Source organism: Winogradskyella immobilis, from assembly GCF_021887715.1.
In the GTDB taxonomy this organism is placed as follows: Bacteria; Bacteroidota; Bacteroidia; order Flavobacteriales; family Flavobacteriaceae; genus Winogradskyella; species Winogradskyella immobilis.
Genome location: NZ_JAIQXX010000007.1, coordinates 121,155 through 143,517, shown reverse-complemented (window position 1 = coordinate 143,517; position 22,363 = coordinate 121,155). Strand labels below are relative to the sequence as shown.

Here is a 22,363-nt window from a genome sequence, read left to right as displayed (position 1 = left end):
TAGCTTATGAGAAACTATTTTAAAAATTATCCAAGAGGTATAATTCTACTTTTTGGAGCTTTGTTAATCATTTATGGATGTCAAAAAGATGAATCTTTCATAGAAGAAATTAATGAAAATAAAACAAAGTTTAATTTGATTTCTTTTAAAGAGTTCGCCGAAGACAAATCTCAGAATCTAGATTTACTGAACAAATCGATGAATATTTTAGCTATTAGCGATAATACCTTATCGAGAGAGACAGAGGTGATAATAAGTTCAATATAGATTCATCTAAAGTCGCAAAAATTGTTTATGATAACAGTTATAGCTCATATACATTCCCCATTATTTCAAATACAGAACCTAATGTAGTTAGTAATATATTCATTTCATTATCACCTAATGGAGTAGAAAGAACTTACCTTGTTGAATATAGAACTGATGTTGCGGTAAATACACTAACACAACGGACTCTAAAATACCATATTAGAGAAACACGCTTAACAAAATTAGTTAATCCGAATTTAAATTATGTAGGGAGAAGAGGAGAGACTTGTTTTGACATTATTACAACCACATACAAAGTTGCTTGTGATTTAGTAGGAGATAAACCTGATGAAGAACATCCACAGTGTTTTGATGAAGAGGGTCTTCCAATCACTGAGCCTGTTGTTACAGTTGAAACCATATGTGTTGGAGATAGTAATACTGGAGGTGATGGTGATGGCTATAATCCTTATGATAATCCTTATGATGAAGAAAATCCAGATAACACAAGTAGTGGCGGTACACCTGGTGATGGTTCTAACAATGAGCCTCATGAGTGTGAAGAAATACCGTCGTCTACATCTTTTCTTGTAGACGAAGGAGGTTGTGCGGAAGGACTAACTACTCCAATAATGTCGAATGATGAGGGTAATTGTGAAGAACTTAAAAAATTATTAACTCCAAAAGATCCAAATAATCAACACTCTGATATTCCTGGTGAAAATGGAGAGAATAAAAATATAAGAGAGGCGCTATTGAATATGCCAAATGAGATAGTTTCTTCATTTGAAAATGGATACGCTTTAATTAATTCTGGTAGTTTTAGCCAACCGCCAGTGGGTCATGGTCCTTTGGCAAAGGATTTAGAGGCTAGTGCTGATAATCATGTTTATCCACCTAGAGATGGACGAGTGTTTGGTATTATTCATTCTCATCAAAAGAATACTAACTCAGACCCTCTTGGTCAAAATCAATACGAACACCCTATGTTCTCTGCAGATGATTTTCTTTCATTAGTTACGATTAGAAATAATTATTCGCAAAACCTTGCGAATTTTGCTAATAGTGGAGATGAAATATTCACAGTTGTTTTATCAGTTAATATTTTTGGTATTGTTCATACTTATGCTCTAAAAATTGAAAATTCGGCGAAATTTGAAAATTTAAATAATATTTTAAGCAATAGAAAAGAGAGAAGGAAATTTAATAAAGAGCTTAAAAGAGAATATGAAGCTTTGACAAGAGGGAATAATCCTGATATTTCAGCTTTAAATTATGAAAAGACTTTTTTAAAATTTATAAGTAGCAATAACCATGACGTTGGATTGTCCTTATTTAAGATGGACGCTGAAGATGTAAATAATATTAAATGGAATAAATTATCTTTATCTGCAGATGAGAATTCTGTAAATGAAACACAACCTTGTCGATAAACTAAAAAACACAATTATGAAAAATATATTATTATTATTATTAACTTTTATAATATTGACTCTATCTTGTAGGGCACAATCACCAGTAGTAAATATAGATGCCACACCTTCTGAAACACCGGATGGTGCGTATTATAAAGACATCAATAATGATCTAGGTAGATTTGTAGGTACATGGGAATTCAATACAGGAAATAGATCATTTAGAATAGTTTTACGAAAAGTAGTGCAATATTTTGATGGTGATAATTACGAAGATCTTTTAATTGGAGAATATCGTTATGTAGAAAATGGTACTGAAATAATTAATACAATACCTTCACTAAATAATAATATTATTGATGCTTATGACCGTAATATTGTTGGAAATATCATAACTAGAAATAATGCTAAACCTGTGTGTTTAGATTGTAATGAAAGTGAAAGACGAATAGAACTTGTCATTGCTGACCCATTAAGGGCATATCTTACAACTCATGTCATAGTTTTAAGGTATATAAATTTTAATCAAATAACGGCAACTATAGCTACTACTCATGGGATTATATTACCACATGAAGGCTCACCAAAGGAATTACGAGTTCCTAATGGTGAATATACTATGGTAAAGGAATAAAAGGCTTTAATTAAAAAGAGAAAAGCAGTAAAAAACTACATTTAGTTAGTATTTTACTGCTTTTGACTATGTGGTATTTTGTTACAAATAATTAACTTCATTTTTGTTTTCTACATTTATAATTATAGTCAATGCTATAGCAAAACTACCTTAACTATAATTTATAGAACATGTTTTAAGAAAACATTTAAAAACTAAATCATATACATAATATATAAATGTTATGAAGAACAACTATTTTAAGAAAGCAATAATTCATGTTTCAATAATCTACTTTTATTTATTTACAATACTTCTATTGGTTGGATGCAAGAGCATAAATAAAATACATCGTTTATATTATGATAGGTATAAAACGGATGATGCATACTTTAAAATGGCAGATGTTATCAACCCCAAAAATCTTGATACCTTAATTTTTAATAAGGTGAATGTTTATTCTTATAATATTAAAAAGAATAATTCTATAAAGGATAGTTCACTAATAAATATTCAGTTTTTAAGCAAAGTGTTAAAAGATTTAGAACATAAAACTTATCCTATTATAACTGATAGTTTAGGAAGAGAAATTCAAAAAAATAGAGAAACAAGAAATGGAAAGATAATACCTATTTATAAGAAAAATTATTATGTAAGTTCTCAAATCAAAGAAATAATATATTACAACAATAGTGGTAGATTGTTTAGAAGCCATCTTCATTTTTATGATGCGTCTTCAAGATTATCTAAAATTGAAATTTATGATTTGTATCATCCTGAAAATCCTTTTTTAGAACAAGAAAATATTATTATATACAAGAAGAATTATAAAGAACAAGAAATTGAACTGCATTATAAAGATGATGAAAAAACGTTAGAAACTAGAATTATAAATAAATATAATCCTAAAGGAGAAAAGATATTTTATAAAGTTGAGCTTATAGATGAGAACGGGAGTACGGATCGTTTTTACGGAGAGAAATATTATTATGAGTCAAATTTTTTGATAGAGCAAGAAATTTTTAATTCAGAAAATATAACAAGTTTAATTTCTTATAAATACAACAAATATAATATGCCTATTGAAGTAAAATCTATTAGAAAAGAAACTAATGAGGTTATTTCTTTTTATAGATACTTCTACGAAAGTTACAACACAAAAAAATAAGTTAGCATTCAGCTTATAATAAATAACTCCTAATCAAGAATTCTATTTTTAAGCCGTGTAACGAAAACAATTGCTAGGCCTTGAAATATAAATTATTACTACTCTTCAATCATTTTATGCGTTACGCATAAATTCTTCGGCCTTTTCTACCATATTTTTACTGCCGCATATAAACGGTACACGCTCATGTAATTCAGTAGGTTCTATATCCATAATACGTGTAAAACCATCGCTAGCTTTTCCATGAGCTTGTTCAGCTAAAAATGCCATAGGATTACACTCATACAATAAGCGAAGTTTCCCTTTTGCATTTTTAGAACTTTTAGGATACATATAAATACCGCCTTTAATCATGTTTCTATGAAAATCTGAAACTAAAGACCCAATATAACGTGAAGTGTATGGACGATCTCCTTCTTCCATTTGACAATACTTTATGTAATCTTTTATGCCTTTTGGAAAATGGGTATAATTACCTTCATTAACTGAATAGATATTGCCATCTTTAGGGAATTCCATATCAGGATGAGATAAATAGAAAGTACCAATAGCTGGGTTTAATGTAAACCCATTAACACCATGGCCAGTTGTATACACTAACATTGTTGATGTTCCATAAACGACATAACCAGCAGCAACTTGTTGATTTCCTTTTTGTAAAAAATCGTCTATAGTAACCGGAGTCCCTACAGGAGTAATACGTCTATAAATAGAAAAAATAGTACCTACAGAAACATTAACATCAATGTTAGAAGACCCATCTAGCGGATCAATTAAAACCACATATTTATTTTGGTTGTTTTCATCCTGGCTATTAATAGCAATAAAATCATCTTCTTCCTCACTAGCAATACCACAAACAATATTTCTATTGGTTAATGTTTGAATAAACTTATCATTAGCATAAACATCTAGTTTTTGCTGATCTTCACCTTGTATATTGGTGTCGCCAGCAGCTCCAATAATATCAACTAAACCTGCTTTATTAACTTCATGATTGACCACTTTTGCAGCTAAACGAATAGAATTGATAAGACGAGAAAGTTCTCCAGAAGTGTACTTAAAAGACGATTGATTTTCAATAATAAATTCACCTAAAGTTTTATTTCTTCTAGACATGGAGTAGTGTTTAATTTATGAACACAAATATCGGATTTTTTAATCAACTAAAACGTTTTCGTTTGGAAAATAAATTGAAATGTAAGCTTAGTTTCTGTTATATTTGATGCACACTTTATTCACACATATGGAACAACCAAGACATGCTACTGAGGCAGATATGCCAAGAGTTTTAGAATTAATACAGGCATTAGCAGATTATGAGAAAGAACCTGATGCTGTAGAAATTACAATAGAAGATTTAATACGAGATGGCTTTGGCGAACAACCGAAATTTACTTGTTTTGTTATAGAAGTAGATAACAATGTTGAAGGTTTGGCTTTAGTATATCCACGCTATTCTACATGGAAAGGTCCTGTAATTCATTTAGAAGATTTAATAGTGAATGAAACTTTTAGAGGACATGGTTTAGGGACATTATTATTAAATGAAGTGGTTAAATACGGCCATAGTATAGGTGTAAAACGTATATGTTGGGAAGTCTTAGATTGGAACGAGTCCGCAATTACATTTTATGAAAAAAAAGGTGCAAATGTAATGCGCGATTGGGATGTTGTTCAATTAGATGAAGCAGGAATTAAAAATTATATAAGTAGTATTAATTAAAGGACTTCTCCTGATAGCTATCGGGATTTGCAGGAAATAAATATGAGAGTTTTTAAATTTGGTGGAGCATCGGTAAAAGATGCAAATGGGGTTAAAAATTTAGCAACCGTTTTAAAAAAAACAGGTTATAAAGACACACTCGTTATTATCTCAGCAATGGGAAAAACGACTAATGCTATTGAATCTGTTATTAAAACTTATTTTGAAGACAAAAATCAATTAAATGATGCTCTACAAGATGTCATAGATTTTCATAATCAGATATTAAAGAACCTTTTTGATAATGATAGGCATCAAGTTTTTGAACGCGTAAAATTTTTATTTAATGAGTTCGCACACTTTTTTAAAACCAATAAATCGCCAGATTATAGCTTTGTCTACGATCAAACTATTGGTTTTGGTGAGTTAGTGTCAACGACTATTATTAGCCATTATTTAAAGGAGATAGGTTTAGATAATCAATGGTTAGATGTAAGAGAATATATTAAAACAGATAATTACTACAGAACAGCAAATGTAGATTGGGAGACTACACAAAATAATATAAATTCTAATCTTAATAGATCTGTTTTAAATATTACTCAAGGATTTATAGCTAGTGATGCTAATAATTTTACAACCACTTTAGGTAGAGAAGGTAGTGATTATACGGCTGCAATTTTTGCCTATTGTTTAAATGCAAATAACGTTACAATTTGGAAAGATGTTCCAGGAGTTTTAAATGCAGATCCACGGCACTTTAAGCACGCGCAGTTGCTCAATCAAATCTCATATAGAGAAGCTATTGAATTGGCATTTTATGGAGCTTCAGTTATTCATCCTAAAACATTACAGCCATTACAACAAAAAGAGATTCCATTATATGTGAAATCATTTTTAGACCCAGAAGGTAACGGCACCTGTGTTAAAAAAGGGAAGTCATTAGATCCAGAAATTCCTTGTTTTATTGTAAAAAAGAACCAAACTTTAATTGCATTATCCTCTTTAGACTTTTCATACATCGTAGAAGAAAATATTAGTGAAATTTTTAGACTTTTACATTTTTATAAAATGAAAGTAGATGTCATTCAAAATTCAGCAATTAGTTTTTCAGTTTGCGTAGATAATATATACAATAACCTCGAAAAATTGTTGCAGCACTTAAAGGCAAAATTTAAAGTAACATGTGTCAATAATGTTAATCTATATACTATAAGGCATTATGATGAAAATGCCATTAAAATGTTAGAAACTGATAAAACAGTGTTGTTAAAACAATTAACTCAAGAGACTGTACAGATGGTAACAAAGTGATTATCTTTTTGAAAAACTCATGAAATATCTAAAGGAAAAGAAACGTTTCGAAGCAAGTATAGAACTATTTAAACCTCGATTATCGAGCAAACATTCATTACATTTGTTTTATGTCTAAATCATCTCATTCAGGATTAGTAAGTGCTAAAGAAGTTGCTAAAGCAATCAATGCGGACAAGTATGGATTTCTAGGTACTTTTGCAGGTTGGATATTGATGAAAATCTTAAAAATTTCTACCTTAAATAGAATCTATAACCGTAATAAGCATTTAGAAAAATTAGAATTTTTAGATGGTATTTTAGATGAGTTTCAGATTAAGTTTGAAATTCCAGACGAGGATTTAAAGCGCCTTCCTAAAGAAGGGCCATACATTACAATTTCTAATCATCCGTTAGGAGGAATTGATGGTATTTTGTTATTAAAATTAATGCTAGAGCAGCGTAACGATTTTAAGATTATTGCTAACTTTTTATTGCATAGAATAGAGCCATTGAAACCTTATATAATGCCAGTTAATCCTTTTGAAGACAGAAAAGACGTCGCTAGTAGTATAAGAGGATTTAAAAATGCCATTATGCATTTAAGAGATGGTCATCCACTTGGTGTTTTTCCGGCAGGAGAAGTCTCTACATATAGAGACGGAAAACTAGTTGTAGATAAAGAGTGGGAAGAAGCTGCAATGAAATTGATACAAAAAGCAGAAGTACCAGTAGTACCTATTTATTTTCATGCAAAAAACAGTCGATTATTTTATAGGCTTTCAAAAATTAGCGACACACTTAGAACGGCTAAATTACCTTCAGAGCTTTTAACACAGAAACGACGAATTATAAAAGTAAGAGTAGGACGACCAATTTCAGTAAAAGATCAACAAAGCCATCAAAACCTAGCAGATTTTTCGGAATTTTTAAGAAAGAAAACCTATATGCTATCTAATGCTTTTGAAGATAAACTTAAGATTTTAGATAACATTCAATCGACTTTAAAAGCACCAAAAGCACCGCCAAAACGGATAGTAACTCCCGTAGATTCGCACCTTATGATTGAAGAAATTGACCTTTTAAAGGAGAAAGATGGTCGGTTGCTTAAAAGTAAAAATTACGAGGTCTATTTAGCGGCAGCTGAAAATATTCCAAATATTTTAAGAGAGATTGGAAGGCTAAGAGAAATTACATTTAGAGAAGTAGGTGAAGGTACAAACGAGGCCATAGATTTAGATACTTTTGATACGTATTACCATCATATGTTTTTGTGGGATGACGAAAAGAAAGTATTAGCAGGTGCTTATAGAATGGGTTTAGGATCTAAAATTTTTGAGCGTTTCGGTATTGATGGATTTTATTTGCAAGATTTATTTCGTTTTGAGCCCGAGTTGCATAAAATGATGAGCGAATCTATAGAATTAGGCCGTGCATTTATCATTAAAGAATACCAACAAAAGCCAATGCCTTTATTTTTATTATGGAAAGGCATTGTCCATACAACATTACGTTATCCAGAGCATAAATTTTTAATCGGAGGAGTTAGTATAAGTAATCAGTTTTCAAACTTTTCTAAAAGTTTAATGATTGAGTTTATGAAATCACATTATTACGATCCGTATGTGGCACAATATGTTCATCCTAAAAAGGAGTTCAAAGTAAAACTTAAAGATGCAGATAAAGATTTTGTGTTTGATTCTACTGAGGCCGACTTAAACAAGTTTGATAAGATTATTGATGAGGTAGAACCAGGAGCATTGCGTTTACCTGTTTTACTTAAAAAGTATATAAAGCAAAATGCAAAATTAGTAGCATTTAATGTAGATCCATTATTTAATAATGCCGTAGATGGGTTGATGTATATAAAAATTGCAGACTTGCCGGAAAGCACAGTACGACCTGTAATGGAAGAATTCCAAGCAGAGTTAGAGCGTAAATTTATGGAACCCAATGATAAGTAATAAGCTTACATTTTTGTTTTTTTTATGCAGTGTTAGTTTTGTATTTGCTCAAACACTTACAGGTAAAGTTGTTGATGCAACGACTAAAGAACCATTAGAAACGGTTTCCGTTTATTTTGATAATACCACAATAGGAACGACAACAAATGAGAGTGGAGAATTTTCTATAGATTATACAGAAGCTGTGCAATCGGTTTTAGTGATTTCTTATTTAGGTTACGAAAAAGTTTTAATATCAAATTATAGAAATCAATCAGAACTAAATATAGAGCTAAAAGAATCGGTTAATCAATTAGACGCTGTTGTCATTGACACAGATGATGGCATGTCTAGAGAAATAAAATTGAGATGGTTTAGAAATGAATTTTTAGGGAAATCAGAGAATGCTAAATCGTGTAAAATTTTAAATGAAAAAGATATTAAACTTAGATTTAATAAACGCGAAGGCGTTATAACAGCATGGTCTAATACACCGATATTAGTAAGAAACAAGAATCTACAATACGAAATAAGTTTTGATATCATTGATTTTGAGATTACGTTAGGAAGTTTTAATGCAAGATCTGTAGTGTATTTAGGAACATCATTCTATAAAGATCTAAATGATAAAAATAAAAAGAAAATTGTCAATGCTAGAGCAAAGACATATAAAGGATCGATACAACATTTTATGAGAGCCTTATATGAGAAGCAACTCACTGAAGAAGGCTACATATTTGGCAAAGAAGGCTATAAAGTTAAGCCGTATGATTATTTTATAATTTCTGATACTATTGATGATTTTGGCACTAAAACAGTTAGCCTAAAAGAAAGCAGGTTGGGTATTTTCTATAATGATATCGTAGAATCTGTAATACAAGTATCTGTGGATAAGTTTAATGTTGATAAATACGGAAACTACAACCCTATCCCAAATGTCTTATTTGGAGGAAATATGGGTAAACAACGTTTAGCGGATTCATTGCCTTTAGATTATGGGTTAGATTTAACCAACTAAATTTTCAGCAACAAAATCTTTAAAATAGCTTTTAATCTCATTTCTAGCTTTTAAAAAAGCAGCATGTTTTTCTGAGTCTGTACCTTCAACTTTAGACGGATCAAAAAAATTGTGATGCAATCTTAAAGCGTTTTTACTAGGTATATAAGGACAATTCTCATTAGCGTGATCACATACCGTAACAATGAAATCAAAGTCAACATCGTCATATTCATCAACATGGTTAGATGTATGATGATCTATAGAGATATTATCTTCTTTCATAATTGCTAAAGCACCAGGGTTTAAACCATGTGTTTCAATACCTGCGCTATAAACGTTTAATTGATCTGCAGCAAAATGATTTAGATAACCATGAGCCATTTGACTACGGCAAGAGTTGCCTGTACATAAAACGAGTATATTCTTCTTTTTCATATTTATTTCAATAATTAAATAGATTTCTGCCTTTGCAGAAATTTGTTAACAACAACCGCTTCCAGGTTCACAAGAGGCTTGTATCGTTGCATCAACAGTTTCAGGAATACCACAAAGCTCTTTGGCTTTACAGTCCGTTTTTTCAATGGCTAATTTAAAGATTAGATGACCATCTTGTATGATGTAATCATTAACAAAAAGTTGTGCCGTATGAAAATTTGCATTGCTATATTCAAACTTTACTTCAGACTCTAAATCGTAAGCTTTCATGCGTTCTACTTTTTTAAGAATACTCAATGCTTTGTATGCAGACATGTGTTTTTTAGTAGGTGACTCAGAAGGGCTTTCCCAAAGCTGGATGATAGTTTCGTTCCAAGAATCTGCTTGGGCGCCACAATCCACAGAATCTACAGCAATGTGTTTTACCTCTGTAATATGATAGTTGCCTGCAACATAAAGGTTAGGAAGGTATTCAAACAACAATGTTTTTCCTTGATGATCTTTTAGAATATTTAATAAGTTTTCTGTAGTCATGATTTTTAATGTTTAGTTTAACAGCAATTAGCCTTTGTTGTAGCAAAAAAGGAATTTAGTAAAACTTGAAGGTCTTTAAAGCGTTCTATATTGATATCATAGCATTTACTATTGCCTTTAAAAGTCCCTCTGATGATGCCAGCCTTGTTTATAACTTCGAGATGTTGAGAAACGGTTGCTTGAGACAATCCAATTTCAGAAACAATATCGTTACAAATACAAGTGTCTTCTTTGCTAATATAAAGCAGTATAGCTACACGAGCTGGGTGCGAAAATACTTTAGCAATTTCAGCGACTTCGATACAATAATTAGAATGAATACTATTTTTTGAAGCGCCCATTAGTGTTTACTTTGGTGTAAAGATAAAACAATTTTAGTAATATTGCAATATTGCGATTATGTATTATTTAAAAAAAGCCTAAATTAAATTTTCAGGCTTTTAATTCTATATAGTTAGAACCAAGGTTTTTTACCAACTTGATACGTGTTGTAGAATTCTTCGTCTGATTTTGTGAGATATATAATACCTTCAATTAGTCCTATAATATATATTATCATTGAAGGAATACCACATAAAAACCATCCTACAACGGTTGCAATAAGCATTATTATGCCTTCTTTATTATATCCTAATATAAATTTATGTATACCAAGAGAGCCAAATAAAATGCCTAGCACTCCTGCTAATACTTTTTTGTTGTCACCTGTAACGTTATCAAAGGTTTCTTTAGCGCTATCTACAAATTCAGAAGCTGTTTCTTTGGCTTCTTCAGCAAATTCAGAAGCTTTTTCCTTTGCCTCTCCTGCTAATTCACTAGCCTTATCAGCTGCTTTTTTAGCGTTTTCTTTTACATCTCCGATCATATCGTTTAGATCGTCGCTTAAATTTTTATTTTCTTCAGACATAATTATGAATTATTAATGTGTTTAAATTTACAGAAAACTTTTATTAGTTGCCAAACAAACGTTTAAAGAAACCTTTGGCTTTCTCATTGACTTCTGTTAAAGTTTCTTTAGCATCTTCGGCAAAATGCTCTAGTTTTTCGCTTGCTACCTCTGAATAGGCATCAGCTTTTTCTGCCACTTTACCCAAAACTTCTTTAGCATCTTCTTTAAATTCTTCAAACTTCTCTCCAGCTTCACTAGCTAATTCTTTTGCTTTAATTTTTGCTTCAGATAGATTTTCTTTAGCAACATCAGCAAATTCCTCTAACTTTTCTCCTGCATCGTTAGCAATTTCTGAAGCTTTTTCTTTTACAGTTTCAAAAGCTTCTTTAGCCTCAGCTTTAAGTTTTTCAGTTTTATCTTCTTCAGTTGGTTTAGGTGAATTTAAGTTGTCATAAATATCGTCTTCAATATGTTCCTGCTTTTCTGTCATCATTTCTGTATTAGTATTGTGTATTATATAGGTAGCAAGATTTTAATTTTTGTTACAAAAATGCTTTGTCTATAGGCTCCCAAAGTTCAATTTTATTACCATCATTATCTAGTATCCAACCAAATTTGCCATAATCGTATTCTTCCATGTCTCCTACTATTGTGACACCTTCTTCTTTTAAAGTCACTAATAATTCCTTTAAATTTTCAACTCTGTAGTTAAACATAAAGTCTTTTTTAGAAGGCTCATAGTATTTGGTGTCTTTTGCAAAAGGACTCCATTGTGTACTGCAATCGTTTCCTTCTTTGTCTTTCCACCAAAACGTACAACCATAATCGTCTGTATTAAAACCTAAATGCTTTTTGTACCAATCTTTACTTGCTTTTGGATCTTTTGTTTTAAAAAATAAACCTCCAATACCTGTAACACGTTTTTTCATCTATTTTTAATTTTTGTATTAAAGTTGTTGTTTTTTGAAATCTAAATTTAAAGTGGTTTGAAATATTAAACGATTAAAATTTTGATTAGGGCTATTGATTCTAAAATACGCAACTCTAAAATTTATTTTCTTATCTGTTTTATAGGTAATTCCACCTCCTAGCCAATTTTGAGCAAAAACAGGGCTTTCTGTGTTTAAAAAAACTTCATCAAAGATATCTACAACTAATTTTCTGTTTATAGGAATCTTTAACTGTAACAGATACCTAATCCAATGTTCAGTATCATTACCATCAACTCTATTAAAAAAACGATGCTCTATACGATAACGATGAAGAACATTTATAAACCCTATGTTTTGGGTTAAATTGAGATCTTCAAATATGCGTTGTTCAATAAACTTTGGTGGCTGGTTAGATATAAATGATGGGTCAGTTTCAAAATAAGCATAACCGACTCTAACCGAAAAGTTTTTATGGAATGTATACTCTAATCCTGCTCTAAATTTAAATTGCTGTAATTCTTTTATAAACTGGTAATATCGAAACTGCGTTTGTGTATTTAATTTTAGCTTAGAATCTAATGTTGTATTAACACTAAAAACATACCAAGAACCTAGTTGATCTTCAGCTAGATCTTGAGAATAACTTATACTAGTAGTAATACATAAACTTATAAATAATAAAGCGATCTTATGAGTCATAAAAGGATAGATTTATATCCGCTAAAATAAAGAACTTATTTTTTCTTAATCGCTTTTTCATAAATATCAACCCATTCTTCTGAAGACATTTTTGCTACCAGCTGCCCTATTAATTCATAAGGAATATCTTCTGTCTTTTTGAAACGCACACAGCTTTTTCCCATGTCTAATTTGTATTTACAATGTTTAGGGTATTCTGTTGTAAACCAATTTAACAGTTCTTTTTTTGCGTACATGCCCATATGATAAACTGCAACAAAGTTTTTCTGGGAAGCAATATTTATAAATGGTAAAGGCAGTTTAGTATCACAATGATAACCTGCAGGATATATAGAGTGTGGCACATAAAACCCTATCATATTATAATTCATACCTTCTTCAAACCCTTTTGGCAAGTTTTTTAAAATAACTTTTCTAAGTTTTTTAATTGATGCCTGACGCTCATCTGGTAACTGACTGATATAATCTTCTGGAGAATCTGCTTTGTATTGCATAATACTTAATTTTTACGTTGAAGAATAAGGCCTGAAATTAATGAGATAATAAACCCTATAATTACCACAGATATAAACATAATGAAAGCCATAAAACCAGATCCGCCATAATCATCCATTTGCTGCTTTAATTCAGCGCTTTTAATTTTTAGTTCTTCAGAGGATAATGTTGTTTCCATTTTTTTTACAGAATACTCATAATATTCAGTTGCAAAATCAGGGTTTATTTGAGTGGTATAGATATAATCGAAAATTGCAACTCCGGCAGCAGAAAATAATGCGATGAGCATGCCAATACCTATAGCTTTACCTAACGTTACTTTACCATTATTTACCTTGCCTCTGTAATGTTTAATGCCAAAGTAGACAAACAATAATGAGAGCACCATTGCTGTATAGCCAAAAAGTTCGCCATAATCAAAATCTACTCCCATTCCGAATATAAATGGTAATCCAAATAGTATAAATCCACTTAGTAAACCATAAAGGCCATATTTTAAAACTGTGTTTTTCATTTTAAAAAGAATTAAAGATTAATAGACTTCAAAATTAATAATGAAGCGGTTTTAAAGACTCATACTAAAGTACCAATTGCGTCATACTTTAGTCTAAAAATACTAATTTCTAATAATATGAATCTCTTTTGCAATTTGAAGTGCTTGAGTTCTGCGCTTGGCGTTAAGTTTTACTAATAAACTCGATACATGTGTTTTTATGGTGCTTTCTGAAAGAAATAAATGTTCTGCAATTTCTTTGTTAGATAAGCCTTCTGCAATTTTTTGAAGTACTTCATATTCGCGTTTACTAATATCGAGTTGTTCTATTTTTTTATAATCTATTTCAGAATTCGTGTTTACGGATTTATGAAGCGTTTTTTTATTAATATAAACTCCAATAATAAAGAACACAATAGCAATAAGAGCAATACCGATTTCGGTTCTTAGATTACCAGAAACCATGGAGTATTGACTTAATTGAAAAAAAATAATCAAGGCAATGATAAGTAATGAAAAAACAAGAATGGTTTTTTTCATGTTTTAAAAATACGAAGTTTGTCATTCAGAGCGAAATGCAAAGAAACGAAGCCTCTTTTTTCTTTTAGATTCTTCAATCGTTCGTAATAAACTCACTCTTTCTGAATGACAAAAGTTTTGATTTTATCTACAATAGTTTGCGCTAATTTTTCTTTACTTTCATATGTCCAACCTGCTACATGAGGTGAAAGTAACACGTTCTCAGAAGAAATTAAGTATTGAAATGCATCAGGTAAACTATTTTGTTCATTGTCTGGTCGAGCGCAGTCGAGACCTTTTGACACCTCTCGACTGCGCTCGAGGTGACCTTCATCTTTTAAAGTAGCTCTAAACAAATTCTCAAAAGATGCTTTTTCGTATTCAAGAACATCAAGTCCAGCGCCTAAGATTCTACCAGATTCTATAGCTTTAACTAAATCTTCTGTCACAACACTTTTTCCGCGCGCTGTGTTAATGAGCCAAAAGGGTTTTTTAAACCCATTGATAAATTTAGTATTCACCATATTTAAAGTTAACTCCGTTTGTGGCGTGTGCAAACTTAAAACATCGGATTTTTCTTGTAATTCTTCAAGTGTAACTTGTTTACAATTAGCATCACCAACATTAGGTTTTATGTCATAACAAAGTACCTCAACATCAAAACCACGTAGTTTTTTAGCAAAGGCTTTTCCCATATTGCCATAACCTATAAGACCAACAGTTTTGCCATCGAGTTCTATACCACGATTTTCCTCTCGTTGCCATTTACCTTGTCTTACTTCTTTGTCGGCTTTATTGAGTTTATTAAATAAGGAAAGTAACATTGCTAGACTATGTTCACCAACTGCATTACGATTTCCTTCTGGTGCGTTGAATAATGCAACACCTTTTTCCTCTGCATAATCACCATCTATATTTTCTAATCCTGCACCAACACGACCTATAAATTTTAAGTTTGTTGCTGCATCTAAAAATTGTTGATCTATAGTAAAACGACTACGAATAATTATGCCATCATACTCAGAAATTTTAGCTTCAATAACTTCTTTAGAAGATGTATAATCTTCGTGATTGGTATAACCCAAATCATTAAGTTGATTTATGAGTAATGGATGGTTTTTATCTAGATGTAGTATTTTCATGCTAACTTCCCACGAATCCCGATAGCTATCGGGAAGGAATCTATTTTTTAAATTGAAATTAACTATATAGTGGATTCCTGCTTTCGCAGGAATAGATTATATCCAAGGATATTCCGTTTGTGTCATTTCATCTTCAACATTCCCAGTATGCGCAGTATCCATTTTTTCAAACAATAATAAATGTACTTCTTCTCCATCTTTAGTAGACGGATTATGCTCAACTCCTTTAGGCACAACAATTAATTCTCCTTCATTAACTACTTCTGTTCTATCTCTAAATTGCATGTATAATGTGCCTTTTACAACTTGAAAAAGTTCATCTTCATCATCATGACTATGCCAAACAAATTCACCTTTAATTTTAGCGAGTATCACTTGCATATTATCTACTGTGGCAATACGGTGTGGATGCCATTGCTTTGAAAATAAACCGTGTTTTTCTTTTATATTTATTGCTTTTTCTTTCATGTTGATTTTAAATTAAATACCTAGAATTAATTTGGCAATCAATAAATAAATTACAATACCAAAAATATCATTACTAGTTGTTATAAAAGGTCCTGTTGCTATCGCCGGATCAATACCTCTTTTATCTAAAAACAAAGGCACAAAAGTTCCTATGAGTCCGGCAACAATAATTACAACAATAAGAGATATAGAAATGGCTAATGCTAAATTAAATTCTTGAGTCCAACCCCAAACAAATAAAAAGAGAAATAAGGATAAGATAATACCATTTAGGGCTGCCAGAAGCATTTCCTTGATTAAGCGATTATTAATACTGCCTTTTACATCATCATTAGCTAAACCTTGTACAATAATGGCGCTAGATTGTACACCAACATTACCAGCCATTGCAGCAATTAACGGAGTGAATAGAAATAGAATTACAGCTTGCTTAGGAAGATATTCTTCAAAGTAAAACATGATTATAAAAGCACCGACACCACCAACTAAGCCTAAAAATAACCATGGTAAACGTGCTCTTGTCAATTCTATAATACTATCATCTGCTTCAACATCGCCAGTAAGACCAGCAGCTAATTGATAATCTTTTTCTGCTTCTTCTTTTAAAACATCGACAATATCATCAATGGTAATTCTACCTAATAAAATTTGATTGTCATCAACTACAGGAATAGCTTCCAAATCGTATTTAGTCATTACTTTTGCAACATCTTCATCATCGTCATTAACATGTGCAAAATCCACATTATCTTTAGCAATATCAGCGATTTTTTGATCGCTTTTAGCAACAATTAAATCTTTTAGAGACAACCTGCCAATAAGCTTATCTTGTTTATCTACCACATATATAGAGTGGACACGAGTTACCTCTTTTGCTTGTCCTCTAATACGACGAAGACAACCAGCAACTGTCCATGTCTCGTATACTTTAACAAGCTCTTTAGCCATAAGACTACCAGCGGTATTATCCTCGTAAGTAAGAAGTTCTTGTATTTCTGCCTTATGCTCCTGGTCTTCTATTTGAGAGAAGACAGCTTCTTGTCGTTCTTCTGGAAGTTCTGCAATGATATCTGCCGCATCATCAGTGTCTAGTTCTTCTACTTCTTCGGCAATTTCTTTTGCAGAAAGGTTTTTAAGAATATCTTCTCTATCATCCTCATCTAACTCCATTAAGATGTCTGAGGTTAACTCAGAATCTAGAAGTTTTATGACATAAACAGCATCTTCAAGGTCTAATTCATCAAGAATTTCTGCAATATCAGCATGATGATACTCATTTAAAAGGATTTTGAGTTCTTTGTCGTTTTGATCCTCGACAAGAATTTCTACCTTTTCAATAAGGGCATCAGTGAGTTGAAATTGTATGTTGTCTTGAAGTTCTTCCACAAAGTTTATTCTACTATCATTACCAACTTAATAAAGGAATTTACTTCATCAAAAACAAAATTTGATGAGATTGCTAAGTCCTTCGTTTTAGCAATGATCTACTAATTAGTTAGTGTCATTTTCAATTAACGACGTCAGTTCAATAAATTGTGAAACGTTTAATTGCTCTGGTCGTTGCCCAAATATAGTATTTGCTTTTAAATTATCCGACAGATTAAATGTTTTTAAACTGTTACGTAATGTTTTTCTGCGTTGTTGAAATGCTGTTTTTACAACTCTGAAAAATAATTTTTCGTCACATGGTAAACTATAGTTTTCTTTTCGGGTTAATAATAATACTCCCGAATCTACTTTTGGTGGCGGATTAAAAACGGTTGGTGGTACTGTAAATAAATACTCAGCATTATAAAATGCTTGTGTTAGTACCGATAAAATACCATAGACTTTAGAGCCTTCTTTAGAGCAGATGCGCAAAGCGACTTCTTTTTGAAACATTCCAGAAAACTCAGGAATTTGATGTCTTAATTCTAGCGTTTTAAATACAATTTGGGAAGAGATGTTGTATGGAAAATTACCAATAATTGCATAAGGCTCATCTTTAAATACATGATTTAAGTTGTATTTTAAAAAATCTTGTTCAATAACTCTATCAGCAAGATTTAAATAATTAGCTTTAAGATAAGCTACCGATTCAGTGTCAATTTCTATAACGTGAGTAGTAACGTCTTTTTTAAGTAAATATTTGGTGAGTACTCCCATGCCTGGGCCAATTTCTAAGACATGTTTATATCCATTTAAAGAAAGACTATTTGCAATGTCTTGCGCAATAGACTCGTCCGTTAAAAAATGTTGACCTAGGTGTTTTTTTGCTCTGACTTGGTGTTGGTTTGCCACAAATACAATAGTTAATGAAACGTATTAAAAGACTAAGGTAGGAAAACTAAAAACAGTCTCTTAATTAAAGTTTACAGAATACTCATCAATAATTTCTAATTCTGTTCTAAACGATAATACTTTATCCGCAAAGCGCTGAAGACCATCGTTGCGTAAACGTTCTGCATCGTCTTTATAATACGCATCTAAAGCTTCTCTGCTATGCGCTCTATATTGTACGGAATATGTTTGTCCTTCTATATCGGCCTCCGTTAAAACTTTGGTGAGTTTTGCTTCTGTAAATTTACCTGTAGCTAATACTTGAGGAATATGTTTTTTTATCCAAATTAACCACTCATCATGAGCACTGTCTTCTATATTTGAAGTGACGTTATATATTATCATTAGTTTGGGTGTTAGCTTTTTATAATTTGACGCAAAAGTAGATATTTTTTTAGTCAAGAGACTAAGTAGTGATATTAGTTAATAGTAACTAATTAATAGCATCCCCACGTAACATTCTAAATTTCTTTCGGGCTTCTACAAAGTAGATACTGTCTTCGTACTCAAAAATTATTTTTTCGTAAAGCGGTTTGGCTTCTTCAGGTTTTGCCAAATAGTTGTTGTAGAGTTCTGCTAAATAATAATAAGCATCATCGATTAAAATATCTTCGCGATAATCTTTAATTATGGTTTGATAGTTTATAGCAGCTTTCTCGTATTGTCTCTGTTGTTCGTACAGTTTAGCTTGTTGGTATAAGGTTTGGTCGGTAATACTTTCTCCTTTATGTTCAGTTAAAATTTTATCGAGTAGAGAAATAGCTTCATCCGTTTTATTCTGAAACGCTAATAGATCGGCTTTAGCATAATACTTCAGAGCTGTTTGTGTACTGTCTTCGTATTTGTTATCTGAAATCAATAATTTTAAATCTAAAGCATCATTAGCTATTAATTGAGATGTTGATGATTTTAGAATTTTAAGTTGTGATTCTGCCCATTCAAAATCTCCTTTATAATAACTTGTTTTCGCAACCTTAAATCGTGCTTGTTGAGCTATAGTACTATTTTTAAGATTAGAATGTATCTGCGAATAATAAATTAGAGCTTCATTAAATTTTTCTTGTAATACTAATATATCAGCGAGCTTCAACTTTATGGTTGCTTTTTGATAGGGAGAAACATCTAGTTGAGATGTTTGCTTTAAAAATGCGGAAGCTGTTTCTGGTTGGTCGTAATAGAAGGCTAAAAAATTTCCATAAGCTAATTGTAACGATATGGTAGATTCAAACTTGCCATAAGTATTAAAAAGATCTTGGTATTTATTATCAATAGCTTTTAGATCTTTTTTAGAAGCAGTATCTGTTTCTATTTCTAGAAGATATTGGTGCGCTAAAAGCACAGTGCCAGTATCTTGAGACGCTTCTAAAATGTAATTAAAGATCGTAGTTGCAACATCTTTTTGATCATCATTCATTGCTGTTATTGCTAAGTCGATAATACGGTCTAAGCTTTCAGGATTTCTTCTATACAAAGCCTTTTCTTGGGCAAAAGATTTACTGTATTGTTTTTCTTGAACATAAAGCCAACTCAACAACTCGTACCAATAAGTGTCTGGTTGTTTTTGTATACGTAATAGTAATGTTCTTCTGAGAATACCATTATTTTCATTGTCTTTATTCTCTGACACAAAATCATTAAAAGAACGTTTTATATTATTTAAATTTTCTGGTCTGTAGGCAATATAATCAATGTAGTTAGAAAACATTTTTTCTATGTTACCTTGATCTCCATAAATGCGAGCCAATTGAATACTAAAATTACGTTCGGGCAATAAAGGTGCAGCTCTTTCGTAAGCCATAATGGCTTGTTCTGATAAAGAATGTTGTTCAAACCTTTGTCCTATAGCATATATATGTGTAGCTCTTTCGTCAATAAAATTAATAGCCTCTTGGTATAATTTATTTGCAATATCTATACTATCTTTAAGTTGATAATTGTAACCAAGTTCTATTAAAAGTGATGGGTTTGCTCTTTTTTGTAAAGCAGAATCTATAAGTTTTTCTGAAGCATCATAATCTTCGAGTTGCTGGTGAGTGCTTACCATTTTATAGATGTAATCTGTTCTAAAAGGTTTTTTATCGTATAATTTTTTATAAGATAAAAGTGCTTTTTGAAACTCCCCTTTTTTAAAATAACCGTCAGCTATTAGCAATTGTTGCATTTCTTGTTGGCGCTCTAATTCTCTGAGTTGTTGGAGCTCTTTAGCCTTTTTTTCAATCTCTATTTGAGCTTGAGTTTTTGGCTTTACGTTTTGCGCAAAACTAAATGTGCCAACAAAAACAAGGCATATATATATAACAATTGATTTTTTTAATTGCATAGTGGTGTAAATATAACAAATGAAGTGTTTAGATATTGTGAATGTTTTGATAAAAAAAATACCTTAACTAGGTGTTAAGGTATTTTATGGATTTATAATTATTTACTATTGTTTTAAAACAAAATTTTGCTAGCCATCATTACTAATGAAACCAGTAATACAATACGTTTTATATTTTTCATAAGTAGGTTAGTTTATTCTGAAATGCTAACTTCTTAAAAATCAATATAAAAACAATAATAAATATTAAAAAATCGTTGAATAACGTTATTTTTTAACACTTAATCGACATTAAGAAAGAAAAAACTAACTTTAATTGATATATTCAAATCCTGTATAAGGAATAAGAACCTCTGGAATTTTAATGCCTTTTTCGGTTTGACAGTTTTCTAGAATACCAGCAAGAACTCTAGGCAATGCCAAAGAACTTCCATTTAAAGTGTGTGCTAATTCGTTTTTACCTTCACTATTTTTAAAACGTAATTTTAGACGATTGGCTTGGAATGTTTCAAAATTAGAAATAGAAGAAATCTCTAACCAACGATCTTGTGCGGTAGAGAACAATTCAAAATCGTAAGTTAATGCAGATGTAAATCCTAAATCACCACCACAAAGACGAAGTATACGATAAGGCAAGTTCAACTCTCGCATAATACCTTTTACATGATTGACCATAGTATCTAAGGCTTCATAAGACTTAGAAGGATGTTCTACACGTAAAATCTCAACTTTATCAAATTGGTGCAAACGATTTAAACCTCTTACATGCGCACCATAACTTCCTGCTTCACGTCTAAAACATGGTGTATAACCTGTAATACCAATAGGCAAATCAGATGCATTTAATAATACATTTCTAAAAATATTGGTGCCAGGAACTTCAGCAGTAGGAATTAAATACAAGTTATCTCCAGTAACATGATACATCTGTCCTTCTTTATCAGGCAATTGTCCTGTGCCAAAACCAGAAGCCTCATTAACTAAATGCGGTAATTGGTATTCTGTATAACCAGCTGCCGTATTCTTATCTAAAAAGTAGGCAATTAAAGCACGTTGTAAACGTGCTCCTTTTCCTTTATAAACAGGGAAACCTGCGCCTGTAATTTTATTACCTAATTCAAAATCAATGATATCGTATTTTTTAGCGAGTTCCCAATGCGGTAATGCTCCTTCAAACAATACAGGGATTTCTCCTTCTCTAAACACCTCTTCATTATCATCATCCGTATTTCCTGTTGGAACAATTGGGTTTGGAACATTAGGGATTTTATATAGTAACTCATTTAAAGCATCCGCTTTATTAGTAAGCTGTAGCTCTAAGTCTTTAATAGAATCTTTTAATTGAGTCGTTTTTTCTTTTAAAATATTAGCTTTTTGAGCTTCGCCAGATTTGTATAAGTTTCCTATTTCTTTAGACAAATTGTTCATCTCAGCTTTTTCATTGTCTAATTGTGTTTGTAATTGACGACGTTGCTCGTCAAAGACAATAACATCATCAATCATTTTAGCAGCATCAATGTTTCTTATGGTTAAACGTTTAACAATATCATCTCTGTTGTCTCTTATAAAAGGAACCTGTAACATGAGTAAAAAAATTTAAGCTACAAAAGTACATGAAATTTTTAATTGTGTGCTTTTAAAACCACAATGAAAAAATTTTATGGACGAACTAACTAGCTACTTCTGTATATCTAAATTTTGCGAATTCTTAGGATACAAAATATAGATTTTA

26 protein-coding genes are annotated in these 22,363 nt (G+C 31.3%); 8 read left to right on the top strand and 18 right to left on the bottom strand.

Going from position 1 to position 22,363, the window contains the following annotated elements:
- Nucleotides 1–6: 6 nt before the first annotated feature.
- The 4 genes from K8Z87_RS07435 to K8Z87_RS07420 all read left to right on the top strand — a co-directional run bounded on the left by K8Z87_RS07435 (nt 7) and on the right by K8Z87_RS07420 (nt 3,445).
- Entirely contained in the window at nt 7–267 is a 261-nt protein-coding gene (locus K8Z87_RS07435) for a hypothetical protein (protein ID WP_227476861.1), read from the top strand.
- Nucleotides 268–881: 614 nt separating this feature from the next.
- Entirely contained in the window at nt 882–1,682 is an 801-nt protein-coding gene (locus K8Z87_RS07430; RefSeq protein WP_227476860.1) for a hypothetical protein, read from the top strand.
- A gap of 16 nt (nt 1,683–1,698) precedes the next feature.
- Nucleotides 1,699–2,298, top strand: coding sequence for a DUF6705 family protein (locus K8Z87_RS07425; protein ID WP_227476859.1), 600 nt, complete (start codon nt 1,699–1,701; stop codon nt 2,296–2,298).
- Between the two features lie 223 nt (nt 2,299–2,521).
- Complete coding sequence (locus K8Z87_RS07420; protein WP_227476858.1) at nt 2,522–3,445, top strand: hypothetical protein; 924 nt, start codon at nt 2,522–2,524, stop codon at nt 3,443–3,445.
- 114 nt (nt 3,446–3,559) lie between these two features.
- Here K8Z87_RS07420 and fbp read toward each other — a convergent pair whose 3' ends face one another.
- Nucleotides 3,560–4,564: a class 1 fructose-bisphosphatase gene (gene fbp, locus K8Z87_RS07415; protein ID WP_227476857.1), complete on the bottom strand. Its 1,005-nt coding sequence runs from the start codon at nt 4,562–4,564 to the stop codon at nt 3,560–3,562.
- Nucleotides 4,565–4,670: 106 nt separating this feature from the next.
- Between fbp and K8Z87_RS07410 the strand changes: the two genes are divergently transcribed.
- The 4 genes from K8Z87_RS07410 to K8Z87_RS07395 all read left to right on the top strand — a co-directional run bounded on the left by K8Z87_RS07410 (nt 4,671) and on the right by K8Z87_RS07395 (nt 9,404).
- Nucleotides 4,671–5,171 carry a GNAT family N-acetyltransferase gene (locus tag K8Z87_RS07410; RefSeq protein WP_407704199.1) on the top strand — a complete coding sequence of 167 codons (501 nt, stop codon included), beginning with the start codon at nt 4,671–4,673 and terminating at the stop codon, nt 5,169–5,171.
- 42 nt (nt 5,172–5,213) lie between these two features.
- Nucleotides 5,214–6,464 carry an aspartate kinase gene (locus K8Z87_RS07405; RefSeq protein WP_227476856.1) on the top strand — a complete coding sequence of 417 codons (1,251 nt, stop codon included), beginning with the start codon at nt 5,214–5,216 and terminating at the stop codon, nt 6,462–6,464.
- A 110-nt stretch (nt 6,465–6,574) separates the two neighbouring features.
- The gene (locus tag K8Z87_RS07400; RefSeq protein WP_227476855.1) at nt 6,575–8,407 is read left to right on the top strand and encodes a GNAT family N-acyltransferase; all 1,833 of its coding nucleotides are present in this window, start codon (nt 6,575–6,577) and stop codon (nt 8,405–8,407) included.
- Nucleotides 8,397–9,404: a carboxypeptidase-like regulatory domain-containing protein gene (locus K8Z87_RS07395; RefSeq protein ID WP_227476854.1), complete on the top strand. Its 1,008-nt coding sequence runs from the start codon at nt 8,397–8,399 to the stop codon at nt 9,402–9,404. Before K8Z87_RS07400 ends, K8Z87_RS07395 begins: the two co-directional genes overlap by 11 nt.
- Here the strand turns inward: K8Z87_RS07395 and K8Z87_RS07390 are convergent.
- The 17 genes from K8Z87_RS07390 to serS all read right to left on the bottom strand — a co-directional run bounded on the left by K8Z87_RS07390 (nt 9,393) and on the right by serS (nt 22,215).
- Nucleotides 9,393–9,821, bottom strand: a complete 429-nt coding sequence (locus tag K8Z87_RS07390) for an arsenate reductase ArsC (RefSeq protein WP_227476853.1) — start codon at nt 9,819–9,821, stop codon at nt 9,393–9,395. The genes K8Z87_RS07395 and K8Z87_RS07390 overlap by 12 nt on opposite strands.
- A 45-nt stretch (nt 9,822–9,866) precedes the next feature.
- Complete coding sequence (locus tag K8Z87_RS07385) at nt 9,867–10,355, bottom strand: DUF6428 family protein (RefSeq protein WP_227476852.1); 489 nt, start codon at nt 10,353–10,355, stop codon at nt 9,867–9,869.
- A 17-nt stretch (nt 10,356–10,372) separates the two neighbouring features.
- Nucleotides 10,373–10,696 carry an ArsR/SmtB family transcription factor gene (locus K8Z87_RS07380; RefSeq protein ID WP_227476851.1) on the bottom strand — a complete coding sequence of 108 codons (324 nt, stop codon included), beginning with the start codon at nt 10,694–10,696 and terminating at the stop codon, nt 10,373–10,375.
- Between the two features lie 113 nt (nt 10,697–10,809).
- Nucleotides 10,810–11,262 (bottom strand): NINE protein, encoded by a 453-nt coding sequence (locus K8Z87_RS07375; RefSeq protein ID WP_227476850.1) that lies wholly within the window; start codon nt 11,260–11,262, stop codon nt 10,810–10,812.
- Between the two features lie 43 nt (nt 11,263–11,305).
- Complete coding sequence (locus tag K8Z87_RS07370; protein ID WP_227476849.1) at nt 11,306–11,737, bottom strand: hypothetical protein; 432 nt, start codon at nt 11,735–11,737, stop codon at nt 11,306–11,308.
- A 49-nt stretch (nt 11,738–11,786) separates the two neighbouring features.
- Nucleotides 11,787–12,173: a VOC family protein gene (locus K8Z87_RS07365; protein ID WP_227476848.1), complete on the bottom strand. Its 387-nt coding sequence runs from the start codon at nt 12,171–12,173 to the stop codon at nt 11,787–11,789.
- A gap of 18 nt (nt 12,174–12,191) precedes the next feature.
- Nucleotides 12,192–12,875 carry a DUF2490 domain-containing protein gene (locus tag K8Z87_RS07360; protein WP_227476847.1) on the bottom strand — a complete coding sequence of 228 codons (684 nt, stop codon included), beginning with the start codon at nt 12,873–12,875 and terminating at the stop codon, nt 12,192–12,194.
- A gap of 35 nt (nt 12,876–12,910) precedes the next feature.
- Nucleotides 12,911–13,369, bottom strand: coding sequence for a DUF1801 domain-containing protein (locus K8Z87_RS07355; protein ID WP_227476846.1), 459 nt, complete (start codon nt 13,367–13,369; stop codon nt 12,911–12,913).
- Between the two features lie 5 nt (nt 13,370–13,374).
- Nucleotides 13,375–13,884, bottom strand: coding sequence for a DUF4199 domain-containing protein (locus tag K8Z87_RS07350; protein WP_227476845.1), 510 nt, complete (start codon nt 13,882–13,884; stop codon nt 13,375–13,377).
- A gap of 102 nt (nt 13,885–13,986) precedes the next feature.
- Nucleotides 13,987–14,403 (bottom strand): response regulator transcription factor, encoded by a 417-nt coding sequence (locus tag K8Z87_RS07345; RefSeq protein WP_227476844.1) that lies wholly within the window; start codon nt 14,401–14,403, stop codon nt 13,987–13,989.
- Between the two features lie 92 nt (nt 14,404–14,495).
- On the bottom strand, nt 14,496–15,524 hold the full coding sequence (locus K8Z87_RS07340) for a 2-hydroxyacid dehydrogenase (protein ID WP_227476843.1): 1,029 nt from the start codon (nt 15,522–15,524) through the stop codon (nt 14,496–14,498).
- A gap of 96 nt (nt 15,525–15,620) precedes the next feature.
- Nucleotides 15,621–15,992: a cupin domain-containing protein gene (locus K8Z87_RS07335; protein WP_227476842.1), complete on the bottom strand. Its 372-nt coding sequence runs from the start codon at nt 15,990–15,992 to the stop codon at nt 15,621–15,623.
- Between the two features lie 12 nt (nt 15,993–16,004).
- Nucleotides 16,005–17,378 carry a magnesium transporter gene (gene mgtE / locus K8Z87_RS07330; protein ID WP_227476841.1) on the bottom strand — a complete coding sequence of 458 codons (1,374 nt, stop codon included), beginning with the start codon at nt 17,376–17,378 and terminating at the stop codon, nt 16,005–16,007.
- A 105-nt stretch (nt 17,379–17,483) separates the two neighbouring features.
- Entirely contained in the window at nt 17,484–18,272 is a 789-nt protein-coding gene (gene rsmA / locus K8Z87_RS07325; protein ID WP_227476840.1) for a 16S rRNA (adenine(1518)-N(6)/adenine(1519)-N(6))-dimethyltransferase RsmA, read from the bottom strand.
- 60 nt (nt 18,273–18,332) lie between these two features.
- Entirely contained in the window at nt 18,333–18,656 is a 324-nt protein-coding gene (locus K8Z87_RS07320; RefSeq protein ID WP_227476839.1) for a DUF4286 family protein, read from the bottom strand.
- A gap of 88 nt (nt 18,657–18,744) precedes the next feature.
- On the bottom strand, nt 18,745–20,631 hold the full coding sequence (locus K8Z87_RS07315) for a tetratricopeptide repeat protein (RefSeq protein WP_227476838.1): 1,887 nt from the start codon (nt 20,629–20,631) through the stop codon (nt 18,745–18,747).
- Nucleotides 20,632–20,943: 312 nt separating this feature from the next.
- A complete protein-coding gene (gene serS / locus K8Z87_RS07310) occupies nt 20,944–22,215 on the bottom strand; it encodes a serine--tRNA ligase (protein WP_227476837.1) in 1,272 nt (423 codons plus the stop codon).
- Between the last annotated feature and the right edge of the window lie 148 nt (nt 22,216–22,363).